The sequence below is a fragment of the Aporhodopirellula aestuarii genome (assembly GCF_023701485.1).
GTDB classification, from domain to species: domain Bacteria; phylum Planctomycetota; class Planctomycetia; order Pirellulales; family Pirellulaceae; genus Rhodopirellula; species Rhodopirellula aestuarii.
The window spans coordinates 1-16,640 of the sequence record NZ_JAMQBK010000014.1; the positions used below are offsets into that span (position 1 = coordinate 1).

At 55.3% G+C, this 16,640-nt stretch carries 10 protein-coding genes; 4 read left to right on the plus strand and 6 right to left on the minus strand.

Annotated features, from left to right (window positions below; translation table 11 throughout):
• Together NB063_RS04155 and NB063_RS04160 are read left to right on the plus strand one after the other, a co-directional pair.
• A partial coding sequence (locus NB063_RS04155; RefSeq protein WP_250927483.1) for a DUF1559 family PulG-like putative transporter occupies positions 1–989 on the plus strand: 989 nt, incomplete at its 5' end.
• Between the two features lie 556 nt (positions 990–1,545).
• Positions 1,546–1,983 carry a transposase gene (locus tag NB063_RS04160; protein ID WP_261367210.1) on the plus strand — a complete coding sequence of 146 codons (438 nt, stop codon included), beginning with the start codon at positions 1,546–1,548 and terminating at the stop codon, positions 1,981–1,983.
• 296 nt (positions 1,984–2,279) lie between these two features.
• Here NB063_RS04160 and NB063_RS04165 read toward each other — a convergent pair whose 3' ends face one another.
• From NB063_RS04165 to NB063_RS04175, 3 genes are all read right to left on the minus strand, one after another.
• On the minus strand, positions 2,280–5,372 hold the full coding sequence (locus NB063_RS04165; protein WP_322975062.1) for an efflux RND transporter permease subunit: 3,093 nt from the start codon (positions 5,370–5,372) through the stop codon (positions 2,280–2,282).
• 47 nt (positions 5,373–5,419) lie between these two features.
• On the minus strand, positions 5,420–6,832 hold the full coding sequence (locus NB063_RS04170) for an efflux RND transporter periplasmic adaptor subunit (RefSeq protein ID WP_250927486.1): 1,413 nt from the start codon (positions 6,830–6,832) through the stop codon (positions 5,420–5,422).
• Positions 6,833–7,295: 463 nt separating this feature from the next.
• A complete protein-coding gene (locus NB063_RS04175; RefSeq protein WP_250927487.1) occupies positions 7,296–8,921 on the minus strand; it encodes a TolC family protein in 1,626 nt (541 codons plus the stop codon).
• A 574-nt stretch (positions 8,922–9,495) separates the two neighbouring features.
• Here NB063_RS04175 and NB063_RS04180 point away from each other — a divergent pair.
• Entirely contained in the window at positions 9,496–10,029 is a 534-nt protein-coding gene (locus NB063_RS04180; RefSeq protein ID WP_250927488.1) for a hypothetical protein, read from the plus strand.
• Between the two features lie 138 nt (positions 10,030–10,167).
• Positions 10,168–10,587, plus strand: a complete 420-nt coding sequence (trxC, locus tag NB063_RS04185; protein ID WP_250927489.1) for a thioredoxin TrxC — start codon at positions 10,168–10,170, stop codon at positions 10,585–10,587.
• Positions 10,588–10,640: 53 nt separating this feature from the next.
• Here the strand turns inward: trxC and NB063_RS04190 are convergent, their stop codons facing one another.
• From NB063_RS04190 to nifJ, 3 genes are all read right to left on the minus strand, one after another.
• Complete coding sequence (locus tag NB063_RS04190; protein WP_250927490.1) at positions 10,641–11,477, minus strand: universal stress protein; 837 nt, start codon at positions 11,475–11,477, stop codon at positions 10,641–10,643.
• A 169-nt stretch (positions 11,478–11,646) separates the two neighbouring features.
• Complete coding sequence (locus NB063_RS04195) at positions 11,647–12,654, minus strand: dihydroorotate dehydrogenase-like protein (RefSeq protein ID WP_250927491.1); 1,008 nt, start codon at positions 12,652–12,654, stop codon at positions 11,647–11,649.
• On the minus strand, positions 12,651–16,391 hold the full coding sequence (gene nifJ, locus NB063_RS04200; RefSeq protein ID WP_250927492.1) for a pyruvate:ferredoxin (flavodoxin) oxidoreductase: 3,741 nt from the start codon (positions 16,389–16,391) through the stop codon (positions 12,651–12,653). The genes NB063_RS04195 and nifJ overlap by 4 nt, the downstream gene beginning before the upstream one ends.
• Positions 16,392–16,640 lie beyond the last annotated feature (249 nt).

Consider the following 16,640-nt stretch of genomic DNA (forward strand, 5'->3'; position numbering starts at 1 on the left):
CAATTTTTGGGACGCTTCCCAATGCTTTTCAGCTGTCGTATCTGATTGGTCTGCTGCCGTTTATGGAACAGCAGGCTCTTTGGGAACAGATCTCTAATCCCAATCAAGAACGAATCGATGGCGGGACGCAGAACCCTCCCTTCCCGCCGATGGGACCTCCTCAGTGGAATGGGCAATACGTTCCATGGGCAACGGAATTACCGGGGCTGCGATGCCCAAGCGACCCAGGAACGGGTGCCCCCGCTCGTGGGAGGACCAACTATGCAGCTTGCATGGGCGACTCTACTGATGCCGGACACTATGGATCAACCTACATCTCTGGCGGTGCTGTGACGACGGCAGGTATCCCAAACTGGTTCAGCGGTCGAGGCCGCGCAGCGTGCCGTGGCGTGTATGTGCCAAGAGAGAGTACGGCATTCCGTGATATTTTGGATGGGCTCTCCAATACGATTGCCGGCGGCGAGATTGCGACAGATTTGGGTGATAGAGACAAACGAACAATCGCAAGTTTCCGAAACGAGAACAACAACGTGCGTAATATTCCCCTTTACTGCCGCAACCAAAATCAAATTGATCCTCAGCGACCGCAGTTCTGGGTCAGCTCCATGCCGGGACCAGCGACTTTGGCAGCTACGGCTGTCGGTCGTGGCTATCGCTGGGCTGCAGGCCGTATGGTCTGGACGGGGATGAATACGATCCTGCCTCCCAATACAGAGCTTTGCTTTGGTGGTGGAGGATCGGCTAGCTCCCCCAATGATGCATTCGGCACAGGTTCAGCGAGCAGTCGCCATCAAGGCGGTGCTCACGTGTTGATGGCTGACGGTGCCGTGAAATTCATTACTGATTCGATCGAGGCTGGCGATGCAACAGTCGGAAACGTCTGGCGGGATGGTGCAGGGCCACGCACACCGGGTAGCGAAAGCCCATACGGTTTGTGGGGAGCCCTCGGTACGCGTGCATCCAAGGAAGTCATCGACGAAGAGTTTTAGAGCATTTTCCTGTTGATATAGGTCTATTCAAACCTCGGCGATGAACTGCGTACTTCTGACTCAAGGAGGTGCACGGATGAGAGCGTTGAGTATGGATTTGTGAGGACGGATCTTGGCTGCCGTTCTAGAAGGCTATGAAAACATGCCGAAAATCGCTGCTCGGTTTTCGGTCAGTCACAAGATGGTGCTAAAGCTGAAGTATCAATGGAGTGATCGGGGAACGCTTGAGCCCCAGACTCACAGTCTGGGGTGAGAACGCCCTTTGAGCGACAAACAGTGCAAGCGGCCCGATCAGCTTGTACGCGAGGATTCCAGTATCACGCTCGAGCAGCTTCGTTCGAAACTGCGAGTAGACTGCTGCCTGAAGACGATCTGTATGGAACTGCATCGTCAGGGACATACGCATAAAAAAGTTGCTGCATGCCAGCGAGCAAGAGCGAAGTGACGTCAAAGAACGAAGGATAAACTGGAAACACCAACAGCGCAGGTTGGGTGTCAACAAGCTGATATTTCGAGACGAAACGGGAGCCAAGACGAACATGACGCGTCGACATGGCTGGGCCCAAGTGATGAGCGAGTCAATGACTTGGTTCCGCACGGACACTGGACGACAACAACGTTGATCCACACGATTGATTGTCACGGCAGTCACGCATCTATGATCGCTAACCGCCCAACCAATGCGAAGGTCTTTGAAGCCTATGTCGATTGGTTGTTGGCTCCCGCCCTACGTCCCGGCGACATTCTGATCATGGACAATTTGTTGAGTCACAAAAACGCTGCCGTGCTGGAAAAGATCTGTGAGACCGGCGCGGAAGTCCGATTACAACCGCCTTATTCACCGGACCTAAACCCGATTGAGCAAATTTTCTCGAAGATCGAAGCTCATCTACGTCGCCTGGTAGTTCGAGCCGAACGCAAGCTTTACAACGCGATTGGAAAAGCCATCAAATCGGTGACGCCGACTGATTGCCAGCACTGCTTTCGCAACTAAGGTCTTATCGCACATTAAAAACCAAAATGCTCTAGCTTAGATTAGCTGGACAGCGTCCCTTTCGAGTAAAAGGAAACCCGAAGCGTAAACGAGGGAAGGAGTTACGAAGAATCCCTCGCCCACTCTTCGGGTTACCAATGCATTGTTCGCAAACAACGCACCCACAACACTTTCGATGCCTATTGAAAGAGCGAAGTGGCGCTGTCTTGTTAGGCCTTATCCGCGGAGGACGTCGATTTATTAATTGCGGGATTTCAGAAGTAGCGCAAAAAAAATCAATGTCCCGAGAGGCTCGGCTACGCGGTTGGTTTCGATCGTAGGTTGAGAAGGTCTTCTAGGATTAAGTAGAGACATGGAACGAGGACCAAGATGATTGCGGTTGCAAACAGGATCCCAAACCCTAACGAGATTGCCATCGGGATGATGTATTGGGCTTGCAGTGAATCTTCCAAGATCAGCGGTATCAGCCCGCCGAAGGTGGTGATCGTGGTTAGCAAGATGGGTCGGAAACGTCGCAATCCTGCTTGCATGATCGCGTCGAATGCTGAGTACTCGTCGCGAAGTTGGTTGGCGTAATCGATCATGATTAGCGAGTCGTTAATAACGACACCCGACAAGGCGATCACGCCCATTAGGCTGACCAGCGATAAGTCATACCCCAATAACATGTGACCAAAGATCGCGCCGACGATGCCAAACGGTATCGCGACCAAAACGATCAAAGGTTGAATATAACCGCGGAACGCGATCGCCAGCAATGAATAGATCACTGCCAACGCGAGACCAAACGAGCCCCATAACGAAGCGGTCGCTTGCCGCATTTCCGCATCGCTGCCCTCAAAGCTCCACGTGATCCCTGGAAAATCATTTCGCAAACGCGGAAGTTCTTCTTCCTGCATCGCCGTTAAGACCTGAGTGATCGCCCGTTTGGGTTCAACGTCCATCGACACGCTGATCACACGTCGACCATCGCGACGGTTGATCCTCGAGAACGCTACATTCTTTTCAACTTCAGCGACTTCCAAAAGTGGCACCTCAGTCCCATCGGGCGTGCGAATCACCAAGTCTTCAAGATGATGCACGTCCTCACGTTGGTCTTCCGGCAACTTCACTCGGACCTCGATTTCGTTGGTGCCGCGCAGCAGACGCAGCGCGAGCGAACCGAAGTACGCACCACGCAACTGTTCGCCCAGCTCTTCGTCGGTCAAACCGAGCGCACGTCCCTCGGGACGGAGACTGAAATCGTATTGATTCTTACCACGATTAAAACTGTCGCTGACGTCGCGCACGTTTGCATACTTCTCGACGCGTTCCACAAACGCCTTGGAAGCTTTCTCCAACACGTCAATGTCGCTATGACTGAGATCGATGCTGATGTCACGTCGATGCCCGCCGGGACCGCTCTCCGCCTCAAACGTGACTTGATCGACGCCTGGCAAGTCACCGATCGATTCGCGCCACAATTCGATCACTTCCTTTGCGGTCATGTCGCGTTCGTCCGGCGGCTTCATCACGATCTCGACATCGATGAAACTCTGCCCGCGTACGTTTGTCTTGATCCCTTCGGCGACTTCATGAAGATTGTGCTCTTCGAACATACGCAGGCTGGCGGTCGTGACCGCATCGGCGATCTCAGCGGCTTGGTCTTGCGTCGTTCCGACTGGCATTCGCACCCCCGCTTCGATCTCGTCAGCGGAAACCTCAGGCATCAAAATCATGCCCATGTGGGCACTGTTAGCGTACCCGACCACCACAACCAGGAGACCCGCCGCGGCGGTGGCGGTGACATATCGGTATCGCAAACAAAGCCGAAGCACCGGCCCGAACAACGTCAGCACTAGCCAATTGAATGTTCGGCTAAAGGCTTGTTGGCCGCGATGAATCAACCTCCCCAGTGCTGCGAACCCCAAATAGGCCCAGAAGCCCTGCTTGCGTTTGAGCTCGCCGACTTCGCGTGCATGGGCGAGGTGCGCCGGAAGAATGAACAGCGACTCGATCAGCGACAACGTCAAAACGATGATGACGACGATCGGTAACGGTTGCCAAAATTTGCCGGTTTCGCCGGGGATGAAGATTAACGGAACGAACGCCACGATGTTCGTCAGAATGCTAAATACGACGGGGCTGGCAACTTCGCGGGTGCCGCTGATTGCAGCGGCTTCGTGGTCCGATTCGGTCTGACGTTTTTCGTAAACGTTTTCGCCGACGACAACCGCGTCATCGACAACAATCCCGAGCACAACCAAAAAACCGAACAGCGAAATCATGTTGATGCTCACATCGACGGCCGGCAAGAAAAGCAGACCTCCTATGAAGGAGACCGCCATTCCCGTCATCACCCAGAACGCTAAACGCAATTCCAAGAATAACGAAAGGATCACCAATACGATGACTACCGCGACAACGGCGTTCTCCAGCACGAGATAAACCCGCCGGCGAAACTCTTCAGCATCATTACTGTCGATCCGCCACTTCACGCCCGGCGGCATCACCGACTCGAATTCCTCCATCGTTCTTTCAACCGCCTTGGCAATTTCGATAGGCGATTGAGAACCGACACGAAAGATGTCCAATTCGACCGACGGCGTGCGGCTGAATTGCGAATGAAAACCGACTTCCTCGAATCCGTCGCGGATAATCGCGATGTCGCCAAGTGTGACTGACGGCCCGTCCTGGCCCGAAACAACTTCGATGCCCGCGAATTCGTCCGCCCATTGCTTGCGCGCCTTGACCCGCAACAGAATCTCGCCAGAAACCGTTTGCACCGAACCGGCTGCGACATCGCGACTGGACGTGCGAATGACCTGCGCAACGTCGGACAGCGTCAGCCCATATTGGCGGAGCGTCTGACGCGGGATCTCGATGTGCGTGACATAATTCGGGACGCGGCGCAGTTCGACTTGGGTAATTTCCTCGGTCGCTTGCAATTGGTCGCGAAGTTGCTCGGCGAGTTTCCGCAGCGTCCAGATATCGACCGGCCCGTAAATCGCCACCTGCATGACTTCTTGCTGCTGCGATTGCAGGCGAACCTCGGGGCGTTCAATTTGTTCCGGGAAGGTGCGGATCCGTCCAATCGCCTGTTCGATTTCCTGAAAAGACTTGATCCGCCCTTCGCCACCGATCAGCTCGATTGATACTTGGGCGTTGCCCTCACGAGCTTCGCTGACGATTTCTTGGATGCCCTCGACGCTGCGGATCGCACCTTCGATCGGACGCAAGATGCCCTGTTCCACTTCCTCCGGCGACGCACCCGGATACCCGACGGTGACTTCGACGATGTCGAGCTGAAACTGAGGAAAGACTTCCTTCTGGATGGTGAACGCGGACCAGATCCCTCCTCCCAGCAGCAAGCACATCAGCAGGTTTGCTGCGATCGAATTGCGAGCCATCCAAGCGATCGGGCCGCGCGCGGTGGATGTTGCAGCAGGACGTTTGTTCAATCAACCGTCTCCCCGTCAACTGAATCTTCGTCGGAAGTCGGCTCTTCGCTGCTCTGGACTGTGTCCTCTTCTTGACTAACGGACGCCTCCTCGTCGGGCTCGTCCTCAATCCTTCGCAAGTTGACCCCGTCGGCTACTGTAGCCAGCGTCGTGGTGATCACTTCATCGCCGTCATCAACGCCTTCGCGAATGTAGACGAACTGGGCGTCGCGAAAGACAACAACGGTTTCCTGAATCCGGAGCTGATTGTCTTCCATCAGCCATACCGTGTCTCCGTCGCGGAGATAGTTTCGGGGCAAGCGAACCACATCATTGATGGCTCGCCCTTCAATTTCGACATTGACCAGCGAACCGAGAATCAACGGCGGAGCATCGGACAAATTGGCTAGCGGATCGGGAACCGTGATCAGCACACGGGCTAAACGAGTTTGTTCGTCAAGAGCACCGATCATTCGAGACACCGTGCCGGTTCGATACGCATCAGCTCCCCAAGCGTCCTCATCTCGAATCGTCACCTGTGATCCAGTTTTTTTCGAATCACGTAACTTGGTCTTTTTGAAGGGGGGGTCCGGCGTTTCAGCAATGGTGCCGTTGGGGCGGGCGAGTCTCGGAGAGACTCCGCTACGTGAAGGATGTTCAGAGGCGCCTGTCGGGGTCCTTCCGAAGTCGATCCAACGCAGACTGCGGACCGGTACCGCGGCAGAGATCCAGTACTCATCGATGCCGACGAGTCTTCCGAGCTGGTCCCCAGGGCTGACCTGCGACCCGACGTTAACCGACCGGGTCAAGATTTGGGCATCGAAGGGTGCGACGACCTCGGTTCGATCCAAATCGAGTTGGGCCCGCCTCACGGCCGCTTCCGCCGCTTTAACTTCTGCGCGAATTGATGCGATCTGTGGCTGACGCAGCACCAACGCTCGGTTGGTGGCATCAATCGTTCCTTCGAGCATCGTTAGCTCTTTCTGAGCGAGGCTCTGTCGCCCCGATTCGATTTCCAGCGACGCTTGAACTTGTTCCAGTTCGCTCTTGCTGATCAACAATGCATTTTCAAAATCGGCGCGGTCGATCTTAAGCAATACCGTTCCTTGCTCAACGATCCCGCCAGGAATGAACTCGGGCGACATTTCAACGACTTGCCCACTGACGCGGGGACTCAAGTCAACCTCGCGCGCCGCCTGAACGGTACCCAGAACCGTAATTTGGGGTCGGTAGGTGCCGCGTTCCAAAGTAATCGTTTCCACCAACGCTGCCGACTTGCGTTTCGCGTTGATCGTTTGAGCCACCGGTTCGGTCCGGTTGATCCACACCACCGCCCCCACGCTCGCCGCCAAAATGCCGGCGCACGCAAACAGAGACAGAATGACTCGGAGCCAGTCGATTCGCGTTCCGGTTGCGGGGGAATGCTTCATGGTGATGATTGGATCAACAACGGTGCGTATCACGAGCTAATTTCACGTAGGTCAGTCTCTCCGAGGTTGTGAACCTATTCGCCGGAGGACGTCGATTGTATCAGTGAAGGATTTCGAATGTAGCGGAACGGCGCGAGCCGTCCGATGACTTGGGACCGGACGGCTTGCGCCGTTCCGTTAAAAAAGGCACTAAAACAATCAACGGCCTGAGGCGAAGCAATAGGGCCGTGTGCTCCGCAAACGAAGCTTACGGAAACGCTGGTTCGCGGAGCGGACGGCCACACTAATAACTTCACAGCCTATCCGAGACTGATTTAATTACTAAGAGATTTCAAATGTAGCGGAACAAAACGAGTTGTTCGGTAACGCGGGACCGGACGGCTCGCGCCGTTCCGCTAAGAAGAGTACTCAAGCACTCGAGATTCCACGAGACACGGTTACGTCAATCGCTTATTAAACGGCATCATTGGTTGGTTTCGGTCTCGGTGACGGTTGGCAGCCGTACAGGCGTGGCGATTGGTTCTGGCAGAGTGTCTTCAGGTTGCAATGAATTCCCCGGGTCTATTGTAGGACTAAGTTCCGCTTCGCCAGGGGGCAGCGTCTCCAGATCCGATACCATTTCAGCGGCGGAAACCGTTTCGTCAACCTCATTGACTTCTTCGGTTTGGGGCTCAGACGCATCGGTCTCGACAAAAACTTCCATTGGCATCACGGTGACGCGGGGATCGATACCGCCCGCCAAGGCCATGTACAAGGATACTCGAATCAATCTTAATTCTAGTTGAGCGGACAATGTTTCTCGCTGCAATCGTTGCCAAGCGGTCAATGCTGTTAACACCGCCAGATAATCCTCGTCTCCGATCAGATATTGTTCGCGGAGTTGCTCCGACGACTGGCGCGCCAGTTCGACTTGGGCGTTCAGGTGTTTGAGTCGTTGGAGTTGGTATCGTTCTCGGGCGAGCGAATCTTCGACTTCGCCAAAGGCAATCAACATCGTGCTTCCGTACTCGTTGAACCGCTGACGTGTCACCGCTTGGTTGCGTCTGACCTCGGCACGTCGCTGGCCCCCGTCGAGCAGCGGTGCCACTAACGAGGACCCGATCGAGAGAAACCAATCGCGAAACAAATTCGAAGGCTGGTCTGCGACATTCAAGAACGATCCGGTCAAGTTCAAACGTGGAAACTGGTCGCTGACCGCAGCAGCCAAGTCCCGATCTGCGGCGACAAACGCTAAGTATTCACGTCGCACATCGGGACGTCGGTTGAGTAACTCGGCTGGCAATCCGGTGCTCGGCAACGGCGGTAGCTCAGGTAGTTCCGTACCTGGATTGTAATCAGCAAACTGCGGCATTTCTCCCAACAGCACCGCGAGCTGGTGCTCCAACACTTCGACTCGGGCTTGCACGACGGTGTACTGTTCAAACGTGGACTCGAGCAATTGGCGTTGTCGCAGAACATCGGGGCTACGGACTAATCCCAGACCAAACCGCGCCTCTTGCAGCTCCAGGCCGGTGCGGTTGGTCTCAATCTGGTCGTCGAGCAATTCGAGTTGGGCGTTCGCTTCGATCAACGACAGCCAAGTCCGTGTGACTTCTGCGGCGACGGCCAATGCCACCGCCTGATAGTCTGCATAGGTAGCTGACGCGCGGAAGCGTTCGGCGTCGACACGAGATTCGACCTGCCCCCAGAGGTCAACGATGTAATTGGCCTCCAGCCCGATCACGCTGGGGAAACGATCTTCGCCCGGTCCAAAAATGCTTTGTGTGCTCACAACCCCGTCGAGATCGGGAAAAAAGTCCGACGCTTGTCGTCTCGCCACCGCCCGGGCGGCCGCGACTCGCTGCAACGCCGCCGCGAGATCATAATTCCCTTCAAACGCCTGTTCGACACGCGCGTCTAGCTCATTGTCGCCCAGTTCCATCCACCAACGATCCGCCGGAACGGTTATCCCCGAATCCGAAAACGGAGGAAGGCCTTCGCTTGAAAAATTCCCAATCGGCTCTCGAGACGCGCAGCCGAACATGGCGGCGATCATTAACACAAAGATCAACCGCGTATGAGCCAACGATTGCGATCTGGAAACATCCATAGATCGTCGTCAATAGCCTCAACGCTCCCTGACTGGCAAGTCCAAACCGGGCGGTTTTGGGCACCTAAATGAGGCCGAGTTCTCATGGAGATAGGGTCACTAGGCGGTTGCAACGGGCTCATCAATATTTCTGTCCAGGTTACGGTTCGCGTGCTGACAACTCCCCCACGAGATCACACCGTCGACGATCGGTATCCAAGGGATCACCATCGGCGGGTTCAGGCTTCCCAAAAGCTGACGTGCCAAGTCTCTCGGATTGCTGCAAACGGGCCGGTCTTTGCAGTGAGCTGAAATAGCCCAGGGCGTCACCGACGCCGACCAACGGACCTGAGCACCTACGCTCACTCGGATGCGCGTATGTGCCAAGTCGTCACATCGATGCGCTCAATCTGGCCCAGCCGATTTAGGGGATCTATTGAATTAGATTATCGATGAGACGTGTCGCAATTTCATCGTCAAACAGATTTTGAAGGAGGGGTTCAGGCGTTTGTATACCTAACGCGATTTCGGAACTGGCACCTGAGTTGCAATCTTAATGCGTACTTCCCCGCATGCCCAGTTTAGGAATCGACACATGAACACCTCATCACCGGTTCGAAACGTCCCGATCCGCAACGCTTTTCAACCATCAGCGACTGCTGAACCGGACGCTCACGTGCGATCGCGGCACCTTCAGGTAGTGATTCGGGTCCTGCTAATCGTTTCGACGGCCGCAACGGTGTTGTTAATCTTCATCGCACGTGAATACGCTTACGTGCCCGCGATCCTGATTCCGTTTTTGCTAGTGGGACGGTCGATTGCCAGTTCGATGGAAAGCAGCAGCAGAGCAAATGAATTGCGACGCCAGCGACAGAACGGAGTCGGACAACATGAGATCGACGTCGATGTCGAAACGGTATGGATCGTCACGCTGGCAAAAGTGTTTGGTGCGTTGGCACTCGGCGCGCTGATCATTGCGACGGTCTTCTTCGATGCCGCGATCATCGGATTAGCCACGGTCGCATTACTGCTGCTCGGATTGCTGATTGAGTTGCCGATTCTCATCGCCAGCGTCGAAGAAGCTGAATGCGACGAGCGAGAAATGCTGACGGGCAAACGAGAGCAATAACCTACACTCTTCGCACCCGAACAAAGGCGGTGGTTGCCACAACAGCGCCAAGCACCGACAATGGTTGGTCACGCAATCGGCGAGCGTGAATCGATCGCCGTTCTCCTCGCAGCACACCTGGAAAGAGGTCTCCATTCTATGAATCTTGTCTGCTCACAGTGTGCGGCCGTGAATCGTGTGCCCGATTCCAAACGATATAACGGGCCTGTTTGTGGGAAGTGCAAACAGCCGCTGCTGCCGAGTGAGCCGGTCGACTTGACGGAAAGCTCGTTCGCCAAGTTCATCTCACGAACGGACGCGCCGGTGCTTGTGGATTTCTGGGCACCGTGGTGTGGCCCCTGCCGCATGATGGCACCGGCGTACGCCGAGGCCGCTGTGACTCTGTCGCCGAACGTAATCCTTGCCAAACTGAACACGGAAGCGGCGCCGATGACCGCTTCGCAGTTCTCAATCACCGGTATTCCAACGATGATCTTATTTCGAGGCGGACGAGAGGTTGCACGGCAATCGGGAGCGTTGACAGCGCAACAAATCGCTCAATTCGCGAATTCCCCGTAACCCGACGCATCACACACTTGAGTCCAGTTCAGCGAAACGCAGTTCGTGAGTCGTTAGTGGAATAGGAACACCGGTACGTGCGAATCCCGGATCAGTTTTTTGGTGACGGAGCCGAATAGAAACTCGCGAAAGCGTGAGTGCCCGCATGCCCCGGCGACCAACAACCCGGCGTCGAATTCAGCGGCCAAGTTGAGCAGCAGCTTGTCGACGTCTTCGGACGACGAATAGGAATGCATTTCCGATTCAAGACCATGCATCGTTAGGTAGTCGAACGCGGGCGAGAGTACTGCTGTAGCCTCATCAACATCGCTGCGAACACTCACGACGTGGATTTTTCGGTTCCTACCGAGTCCCAGAGCGACGAACGCAAAGAGTGCTTGGGAGGCGGAACGGCTGCCGTCGTAGGCCACAATGACATTTTTCTCAACGGGCAATGACAACGGCACCGTAACGACCGGGCGTGCCGTCGTGCGGAGGACGATATCCACCGTGCTATCGGCATGAGATTCCGCTTCGAAATGTGTTTCGCGACCGAGAACGACGAGGTCCGATCGCTGGGATTCCAAGAGTATCTGTGCGGCAGCGTTCCCCGATCTCTTGCAACGAATCGCTTGAACGTCGGCATCTTGGCAACGTTGTTCGAACCAATCCAGACTCTGAACCGCCCGTTGCCGCAACCGCTCCACCTCGGCTTTGCGCTCCGCAACAGCGACTTCATCCGGGACGCCATAGTTGGCGAGAACCGTTTCGTCTTCGTCGATTACGTCGATCCCCACTAACTGACACGAATACTCCTTTGCCATCCGGATCCCGAGTTCGACTGCAACGTGCCCGTAGGGCGAACCGTCAACGCCAACCAAAAGTCGTTTGATTTTTAATGAGTGATTCATTTCCAGGATCCCTTTGGTGAGCGGCCGAGGGAGGATGCCATATTTCGCCAGATCAACAATATCGGTTATGTTGCAGGTCACGTGCCAACACGTGAGCTTTCAGCGGCAAATGCCGCCTACCTTGCCGGTCAAGCACGCCGCTCCGACGACTCAGGTTTACAAATCACGATCAGACGGATTTCGCGTTGTAGGAAACCAGTGCTCGTGTGTAATTCGCCCGCTCGTACGCGGTCGGATCGACACAGTTTGCTTGACTCACACTTCCCTTCAATTGATCGACAGATTCATACTCACGCTCATTGATCCAGTCTTGAACCTGGTCGAGTAGATTCGTCAAATGATTCGGCCCGTATTGCAGCAGTGCCGATGCCATCATCGCGACATCCGCCCCGGCCAACAGCACTTTGATTACATCGTCGCGGTCGTGGATTCCCGTGTTGGCGGCGATGGAGGCAGAGATGCGATCGCGCAAGACAGCAATCCATCGCAACGGCAAACGGTCTTTCTGCTGCGTACTGAGGACGAGATGCGGGACCACATCGAGTGTGTCCAGGTCGATATCGGGTTCCAGATAGCGATTGAAGAGCACAACCCCGTCAGCCCCCGCATTGACGAGTCGGACGACCATGTCGGCTGGTGAACTGAAATACGGCCCGATCTTCACCGCCAATGGGATGGAGATCGCTCGGCGAACGGATTCGACTAGCTCGATGTAGCGACGTTCTACCTCCTGGCCGTTCATGCCAACTTCGGTGGGGACGATGAACACGTTCAATTCCAATGCATCAGCGCCCGCTTCTTCGATCATCTTCGCGTATCGTAACCAGCCACCGGTCGACGAACCGTTGAGACTTGCAATGAGCGGAATCTTAACGGCATCTTTGGCCGCGGTCAGATGGGCGAGATAACCCTCCGGACCGGTATTGTAACTTTCCATCTCGGGAAAGTAGTTCAGCGATTCAGCGTTTGAGTTGGAGCTGAAGTCAAACATCTGAGCCAGCTCGACGTCGAGGTGCTCGATCTGCTCTTCGAATAGCGACGGCAGCACAGCAGCGGCAGCTCCGGCCGCCTCGAGCTGTAGTAACGTTTCGAGTTTGCCGGTTAACGGACACGCGGAAACCACCAGGGGGTTTTTCAAGTCGAGACCGAGGTATCGGGTGGAAAGATTTGCATTCATCGTGTTGCTCCTTCGTCCGATTCAACGGCTTCACGTTCGACACCCGCCATCTGTTCGTAGAATTGCCAACGATCGTCGATCTCTCGCTGGGCAAGATCAAACAGATGACTCGCTCGCTCGGGGTTAGATCGGGTCAGCATTGCGAACCTTCCTTCCTTCATCGCCATGTCGCGGAACGAAACCGTGGGTTTGCGGCTGTCCAAGTGGAACGGATGCCCGTGATCATGTGCTTCACGGGGGTCGTACCGATACAGCGGCCAGAACCCAGACTTGACGATATCCTTTTGAATTGACATCGATTTCGACATATCGATTCCGTGTGCGATACAGGGACTATAGGCCAGAATGAGAGAAGGACCGCCATACGATTCCGCCTCTTGAAACGCCTTAAGCGTTTGCAGCGGTTGAGCGCCGACCGCGATCTGGGCGACGAAGACATTTCCATATGCAACGGCGATCATGCCAAGGTCTTTGCGGCCGATCGATTTCCCACTCGCGGCAAACTTGGCTACCGCCGCCCGCGGCGTGGCCTTGGAAGCTTGGCCGCCCGTATTGGAATAGACTTCGGTATCGAGGACCAGAATGTTGACGTTTCGATCCGAGGCAAGCACGTGATCGAGCCCGCCGAAACCGATGTCGTACGCCCACCCATCACCGCCAACAATCCACACGCTGCGGGGAACGAGCACATCAGCGAGCGTTAGCAATTGTTTCGCCGCAGACGAGTCGATGCTGACCAGCTTGCGTTTGAGTTCGGCGACACGGATTCGTTGCCTGGCAATCGCTGCCTCATCGGTCGCGGTTCCCTTAAGCAACTCGTCGACGAGCGTGTCACCGATTTGTGACGCGAGGCTTGAGAGCAAGTATCGAGCGGTTTCTTCCTTTTGATCAAGCGCCAATCGCATACCAAGCCCAAACTCGGCGTTGTCTTCAAACAGTGAGTTGTTCCATGCCGGACCACGCCCCTCACGGTCGACGGACCAGGGTGTGGTCGGCAGGTTCCCGCCATAGATCGATGAGCATCCCGTCGCATTGGCCACCAAGATGCGATTGCCGAACAACTGCGAGAGCAGTTTCAGATAGGATGTTTCCCCACATCCAGCGCAAGCACCGGAATATTCGAAGAGCGGTAGTAACAGCTGCGATCCCTTGACGGTAGAGATCTTGGTTTGTTGACGGTCCACTTCCGGAAGCGATAGAAAATAGTCGAAGTGTTGACGCTCTGCGTCGAGATGTTCGCTCTTGGGCGACATGTTGATCGCTTTATGCCGGACCGACGCCTTGCTTTTCGCGGGACAAATATCCACACACACGCCACATCCGGTGCAGTCATCGGGAGCAACCTGGATTGTCAATAAGTGACTGTCGAGTTCTTTGCCCGTCCACGGCTTGGATTGAAAATTGTCAGGCATACCGTTTAGGGACGACGATGGATACGCTTTTGTGCGAATCGCCGCATGCGGGCATACCAGAGCGCAAAGTCCACATTCGATGCAAATATCCGCGTCCCAAATCGGAATCTCGTGAGCGATGCTACGCTTTTCATACTGCGACGTGGCCGTCGGGAACGTGCCATCAACAGGCAATGCACTGACGGGTAGCAAGTCACCTTTGCCGGCGACCATCATCGCGGTGACACGTTTGACAAAATCGGGACTCGAATCAGGGATCGGCGATTCGCGGTGTGACGTCGACGTGGCTTCACTAGGAATGGTTACCTCAGCGAGTGCTGCGAAGGATTCCTCGACCGCAGCAAAGTTTCGTTCAATCACCGCCCGCCCGCTCTTGCCGTACGTTTTCGCGATCATCTTCTTGATATGATCGATTGCTTCGTCACGCGGCAAAATTCCTGCCAAGGCGAAGAAGCAGGTTTGCATCACGGTGTTGATACGGTTGCCCAACCCGGCATCCCGAGCGACCGCGAGAGCGTCGACAACGTAGACTCGGAGCTGCTTGTCAATAATCTCTTGTTGCAACTCCTGCGGAATCTGTTCCCAGACTTCGTCCGCTGAGTAGGGACTGTTGAGCAAAAATGTCGCCCCGGGTTCGGCGGTCTCCAAAACGTCGATGTGTTTCAGGAATTGAAATTGGTGACAGGCAACAAAATTGGCTCGCCGGACCAGGTACGTTGAGTGAATCGGCCGTGGTCCGAAACGCAGGTGACTCACGGTAATGGATCCCGACTTCTTCGAGTCGTAGACGAAGTACCCTTGGGCGTACATCGGCGTCATTTCACCAATGATTTTGACTGAGCTTTTGTTGGCACTGACGGTGCCGTCACTTCCCAAGCCGTAGAACACCGCACGTGTGACATCGTTGGGTTCAGTCGAAAAATCGTTGTCCCATTTCAGGCTTAGATGCGTGACGTCATCGATGATTCCAACTGTGAATCGCCGCTTGCAGTCTTTTTGTTTCAGTTCATCCAACACCGCTTTGGCCATCGCGGGGGTGAACTCTTTGGACGACAATCCGTAACGCCCACCGACGACACTTGGAATAGAAGTGCCTGGATGGAGTTCGCACCACGCTTCGGTCAGCGCCATGGCGACGTCTTGATGCAACGGTTCAGCAATCGCGCCGGGTTCCTTCGTCCGGTCGAGCACCGCGATTTGTTGGGCTGTCGCAGGTAAAGTGGCGATGAAGTCCGAAACCGCAAACGGCCGAAACAGTCGTACTTTGAGTAAACCGACTTTTTCACCTTGGCTGGTAAGGCGATCAATTGTTTCTTCCGCCGCACCGCATCCAGAGCCGATCATCACGATCACACGTTCAGCATCTGCGGCGCCACAGTAATCGTACAAGTGATATTGTCGGCCCGTCTTTTCAGCAAAAGCGTCCATCGTTTGCTGGACGATTTGCGGACACCGCGCGTAGAAAGGATTGACGGCTTCACGCGCCTGAAAAAAAACGTCCGGATTCTGAGCGGAACCACGCAGTACCGGACGATCGGGGTCGAGTGCTCGGTTGCGATGCTCTTCAATTCGCTGCAGGTTCAGGAGCGAGCGGATCACGTCATCGTCGAGAAGCTCAATTTTGCTGATCTCGTGCGACGTCCGAAACCCGTCAAAAAAGTGTAGGAACGGAATACGTGCCTCGAGCGTGGCGGCATGCGAAATCATCGCCATGTCGTGAACTTCTTGCACGTTACTCGACGCCAGCATCGCCCAGCCGGTCGAGCGAGTGGCCATCACGTCACTATGATCACCAAAAATTGACAACGCGTGGGTCGCAATTGATCGCGCGGCGATATGGAACACCGTGGGTGTCAATTCCCCAGCAATTTTGAACATATTGGGGATCATCAACAACAATCCCTGTGACGCGGTGAAGGTTGTCGTTAGCGCGCCGGCTTGCAGAGAACCGTGAACAGCCCCCGCCGCGCCTGCTTCGCTTTGCATCTCGATCACTTCCGGGACGACGCCAAAGAGGTTCTTTTTGCCAGCGGCAGACCATGCGTCAGAAAGTTCGCCCATCGGAGATGCGGGCGTGATCGGATAGATCGCAATCACCTCGTTTGTGCTGTGCGCCACTCGCGCCGCGGCCTCATTGCCATCCATCATCGCGAAGCGGTCGCTCATCATTCGTTTTCCTGCTGTGGGGTAGGTTGCTGCCCAAGACCGGACGTCTTCAACTCGGCAAACCTCGATCGCGTCGCTTGGAATCTTGCGGATCGATGAAACTACATATTGGTCGAGTCTTATCTCGTCGCTCTGAATCGTGTCGCGTTGAATTCGCACTGCACAGAGTCTGAGACGACTTGTCGCAATGTGTGAAACACCGCGACACGGAGGTTCACTGCATGCGATCTCATCTCAGGGCGCGCCACTGCGAGGCGTTTTCTCATCAGGCGACAAAGTCGTCGCGACGTGTCTGCGTGGATGCAACTCGCATACCCGCGGCGTCAGCGAATGGTGAGTTCGTTGCCGCAATGGGACGCTTCGTGGCCAATTCCCGCTGCGCCGTGAAGGACAACGGTCGGTGTCGCA

Bases quoted from the DNA above. Each gene is read 5' to 3' on its own strand.
- NB063_RS04165 (WP_322975062.1), bottom strand. From the start codon at position 5,372: ATGGCTCGCAATTCGATCGCAGCAAACCTGCTGATGTGCTTGCTGCTG.
- NB063_RS04170 (WP_250927486.1), bottom strand. From the start codon at position 6,832: ATGAAGCATTCCCCCGCAACCGGAACGCGAATCGACTGGCTCCGAGTC.
- NB063_RS04175 (WP_250927487.1), bottom strand. From the start codon at position 8,921: ATGGATGTTTCCAGATCGCAATCGTTGGCTCATACGCGGTTGATCTTT.
- NB063_RS04180 (WP_250927488.1), top strand. From the start codon at position 9,496: ATGAACACCTCATCACCGGTTCGAAACGTCCCGATCCGCAACGCTTTT.
- trxC (WP_250927489.1), top strand. From the start codon at position 10,168: ATGAATCTTGTCTGCTCACAGTGTGCGGCCGTGAATCGTGTGCCCGAT.
- NB063_RS04190 (WP_250927490.1), bottom strand. From the start codon at position 11,477: ATGAATCACTCATTAAAAATCAAACGACTTTTGGTTGGCGTTGACGGT.
- NB063_RS04195 (WP_250927491.1), bottom strand. From the start codon at position 12,654: ATGAATGCAAATCTTTCCACCCGATACCTCGGTCTCGACTTGAAAAAC.